Annotated in this window: 5 protein-coding genes; all 5 read right to left on the bottom strand. The window is 69.9% G+C overall.

The genetic code is table 11. The annotated features are described in order from the left end of the window. Positions 1–478: collagen-like protein (locus ACWCQ6_RS36610; RefSeq protein WP_451096745.1), on the bottom strand; the 478-nt coding region annotated here is incomplete at its 3' end. Then, positions 475–822, bottom strand: a complete 348-nt coding sequence (locus ACWCQ6_RS36605) for a hypothetical protein (RefSeq protein WP_451096743.1) — start codon at positions 820–822, stop codon at positions 475–477. The genes ACWCQ6_RS36610 and ACWCQ6_RS36605, both read right to left, overlap by 4 nt. 35 nt (positions 823–857) lie before the next feature. After that, positions 858–1,088 (bottom strand): holin, encoded by a 231-nt coding sequence (locus ACWCQ6_RS36600; protein WP_451096741.1) that lies wholly within the window; start codon positions 1,086–1,088, stop codon positions 858–860. Between the two features lie 2 nt (positions 1,089–1,090). Continuing rightward, complete coding sequence (locus ACWCQ6_RS36595; RefSeq protein ID WP_451096739.1) at positions 1,091–1,939, bottom strand: N-acetylmuramoyl-L-alanine amidase; 849 nt, start codon at positions 1,937–1,939, stop codon at positions 1,091–1,093. Positions 1,940–2,001: 62 nt separating this feature from the next. Continuing rightward, positions 2,002–3,160: glycerophosphodiester phosphodiesterase (locus ACWCQ6_RS36590; protein WP_451096737.1), on the bottom strand; the 1,159-nt coding region annotated here is incomplete at its 5' end.

Raw genomic sequence — 3,160 nt, 5'->3', positions numbered from 1 at the left:
CGTCCTTGCCGTCGGTCCCGTTCCTTCCGTCGGCGCCGGGCGGACCCGTGGGACCGGCGTCGCCCTTCGGGCCGGCCGGGCCTACGACGGACTGCCCGTCCGTGCCCGGGGCGCCCGTGGGACCTGGCGAGCCGACGACGGATGCGCCGTCTTTGCCGTCGACGCCGGGGCTACCGCTCGGGCCCACAGGTCCAGTCGGGCCGATCGACCCTGGCTCGCCCTGCGGCCCTGGTGGGCCGACGACCGAAGCGCCGGGCTGGCCGCGGCTGCCGGGCGGGCCAGCCACCGGGGATTCCCCCAGCCGCTCGATCTGCTGAGCCAGGGCGTCCCTCGCTTCGTTCGCGGTACGGAGGTCGTGAGAGAGCCCCTGCATTGTGACGACGAGGACCGCGAACCCGGCCAGGGCCACCGCGGCGGCCAGCGTGAACACGAGGTCAGTGCGCCGCCGGTCGGCGCCCGCGCTCTTGTGTCGCCTCATGCCCCAGCCCCCTGCGCATTCAGGTACACGGTCAGGATCAGCAGCAGGACCGGTGCGATCAGAGCGGTGAAGATGAGGCGCCGGTCCGCGGCCCGGCGGTCTGCCGCACGCTGATCCTCGTCCCGGCGGTTCTGGGCCGCCTGCTCGCGCGCCTCCTCGATACCACGCACCCGCTCCACGAGGAGCTTCAGCGCGTCGTCGCGTGCGACTTGCTCGAGCTGGTAGCGCTCCAGGGAGACCTTGCTGTCCAGACGGAGACCGAGCTCCCGGAAGTCGTCCTTGAGGTCGGTGCGGACATCTTCGAGTCGGCGCATCACCTCGCCGAGAGTCGGCTCATCAGGCACGTGCTACTCCGTTGCTCAGGCGCTGTGCGGGCAGGTCAGCCCTGGGTGGGGTCGACGTGGTCACGGACGGTGTGCCTGGTCTGATACCCGGCCAGCCATGTCAGCGCGGCCGGGACCAGGGCCAGGGCCGGCGCCTGAAGCCACGACGGCAGCGGGCCGAGCAGGGAGCTGTCCGCGGCTACCGCGTTCAGGACGGCGATCGCGAGACCGGCCAGGAAGCTGGCGGCCGACGCCGCCTTGACCTTCGCTTCGATGGGGGCAGCCATGGTTACTTCTCCTTCTTCAGAGCGGCGACGTCCGCGCGGAGGGCGCGGACTTCCGAGAGGATGTGAGCGAGGTAGTAGCCAGCGCCGTGCTCTACACGGCCGGACGCCGTGCCCTTGGCGGTGGTGCCGATCTCGCCGATCTTCATCAAGTTGGTGTGCAGCGAGGTGACCTTGCTGTCCGTGCTCGACACGGGCGCCTCCTTCGGCGGGGTGGTGGTGCCGCCGGGGTTCCAACTGGCGGGGTGCTTCAGCCGCTCGGCGACGTCGGCGCGCAGGGCGGTCATAGTGAAGCCGCGGGGGTCGACCTTGTCGCTCGACCACTCGCAGTGGCCGATCACGGACTTCGCCGACCAGTCGTGCGCCCGGCACAGGGCGGCCTGGACACGCACGATCGCGTCGTACTGGGCGGCCGGCCAGGGATCCTTGCCGTCGCCGAGATTCTGACACTCCCAGCCGTAGAAGTGCGCGTTGCCGTCGGCCCCGTTGCTGTTGCCGCGGGTGGGCTTCGGCGGCCGGTCTACGTAGTCCTCGGCGACGACGCGCGCCAGCACCTTGGGGTCGCCACCCCCGGCGTGGTTGGTGCGGCCCCAGCCGACCATGTGCACCTGGCCGTCCTTCGCGATCATGCCGTGGCAGAGGGGGCCGGGAAGGTCGGCGTAGCCGTCACGGACTATCCGCACGGTGGACGCGGTGCCCTTGGTCACGGTGTGGTGCACGATGCTGCCGTTCAGCGGGCCCCACGAGCCCTTCGAGTTGCGGTTGTGGGTGCGCCAGTTGCCGACCTCGACGACGCGCACACCCTCTGCGCGGAGGGCGGCGAGGACAGCCGCGACGGACAGGGGTGTGGCCATGGGGCCTCCAGACATGCGAGAGCCCCGGCCGTAGCGGTCCGGGGCTCGGTAAGGGTGAGGATTCAAGGAGTGCTGATGCTCAGGACGTTGATCAGTCCGGTCGCGCTGGCGTTGTAGTTCCGCCCAACGAAGATCGACCACGGCACCCGGTAGGTGGAGTCCGTGACCGTGGTGGTCAGCCCCGCCACTTCGGGGATCGACACCGTGATCTGCGACGCCGTGAGCACACACCGGAGGGTGTACGTCGTGTTCGCGGCGAGGGTTGTGCCCGCTGCGGTGTTCGCGAGCTGCGTTGACGTGCCCGCCGCCTTGTCATCGCGGTAGATCCGAAGGCTGCTGTTGTTGCTGACCTGCACCGTGTACCCGTTGTGGACGATCGCGCTCGACGACAGCTCGGTCGGGCCGTCGTCCGCGCCGAGGTGCAGCGACAGCAGAGACCACCCTGCCGACCCCGCCGTCGGAACAGAGAACTTCACGTCGAACGTGCCGGTGGCCGGGGCGCCGGACACCTCTCCGGCGAGCAGCACCTGAACGTCGGTGCTGCTTGTCGGGGCGGGCAACGGGATACGCCCGGACGCGTCGAGTACCGGGCGGACGCTGCCCGACGGTACGTACCCATACCCCCATTGGCCAGTGCCGAACGACGACGACGTGCGACGTGCGACCCGCCCGGACACGTAGCCGGGGTAGTCAGTGATGATGCCGCGGCATCCGAGCGCGAGAGCGCGGTCGCGCTGGACTCGCCGGGTCAGGGTGTGCGCCCACACGCCGAGCGGGTACTGCTGCGCGATCGCGGCGGTGATCTGCGCGTCGGTGCCGGTGATGTCGAGGTCGAGCAGGTCGGCGCCGCTCGCCTTGATCGTCGCAGGGTTGTCGGTCGCCATCTGTGAAGCGGACCGCCACAGATGCGCGAGGCATCCAGCCGCCTTGATCGTCGCGACGACACTCGGCGTGTTCGTGTTGATCAGCACGCTGCGTTCGAGGCGCCGGGCTTTGATCATGGCGGCGATCGGTGCGACCCCGGCAGACGTCTTGGCCTCGACGGTCATTACGCGCCGGCCGCCGAGTTCGTCGAGGATCTCCTCGACTGTATGCAGCGGCAGATCGGGCGCGGCAACGGCGAAGAAAGACGACGGGTCGCTCCTGACCAATCCCCACTGCGCGGCGTTGAACAGCGAGACGTTGCCGGTCGCCTTGGTTGTCCGGTCGACTGTCGCGTCG

This window comes from Streptomyces sp. NPDC001880, from assembly GCF_053594575.1.
The sequence above is the reverse complement of the archived record's forward strand: the minus strand, read 5'-3'. Positions and strand labels throughout refer to the sequence as shown.

Excerpts from the sequence above, each read along its gene's own strand:
- ACWCQ6_RS36600 (WP_451096741.1), bottom strand. The coding sequence starts at position 1,088 with ATGGCTGCCCCCATCGAAGCGAAGGTCAAGGCGGCGTCGGCCGCCAGC.
- ACWCQ6_RS36595 (WP_451096739.1), bottom strand. The coding sequence starts at position 1,939 with ATGGCCACACCCCTGTCCGTCGCGGCTGTCCTCGCCGCCCTCCGCGCA.